Below are 487 nucleotides of genomic sequence, written 5' to 3' on the forward strand. Positions count from 1 at the left end.
ATTTACAAACTGGCACAACATTTCCTGGCCCAACACGGCCTGAACTTCGATATCACTCAAGTCATTGGTTTAACCAACGAGGACGAAGTATCTAGACAATATAGGCCCCTTAAACAAATCATCGAACGATTGAACCGGACTTACAAAGGCAATTACCGTGGCACCCATGGATTTAAATCTCAAAATGGTGCACGTGCTCATGTCGCTTGCTTTACTGCCTGCTTCAACTTTCTACGTCCACATCAGTCATTAGATGGCGAAGTTCCTGTGAGGATTCCATTCGTCCATGATGATGCAAAAACAATGCCCGACAAGTGGATCCGTTTATTATCTTTCGGGAACAGTGTTCTACAGTACACGGACTAATACTGTAGAAGTGATTTTACATATCTCGAAAAACTTCAAAAAAACGAAGTTTTTTAAACATGCCTTCTTATACTTCTCGTTGCTTTACTGGATCTGTTATAAAGCTGTTTAATCCAGACAA

1 protein-coding gene is annotated in these 487 nt (G+C 40.7%); it reads left to right on the forward strand.

Going from position 1 to position 487, the window contains the following annotated elements; genetic code table 11:
• Positions 1–366 (forward strand): integrase core domain-containing protein (locus ACYQ4S_RS12260; RefSeq protein WP_459771446.1); only part of this gene is annotated, 366 nt, incomplete at its 5' end.
• Between the last annotated feature and the right edge of the window lie 121 nt (positions 367–487).

Source organism: Alkalibacterium sp. s-m-28 (assembly GCF_054658175.1).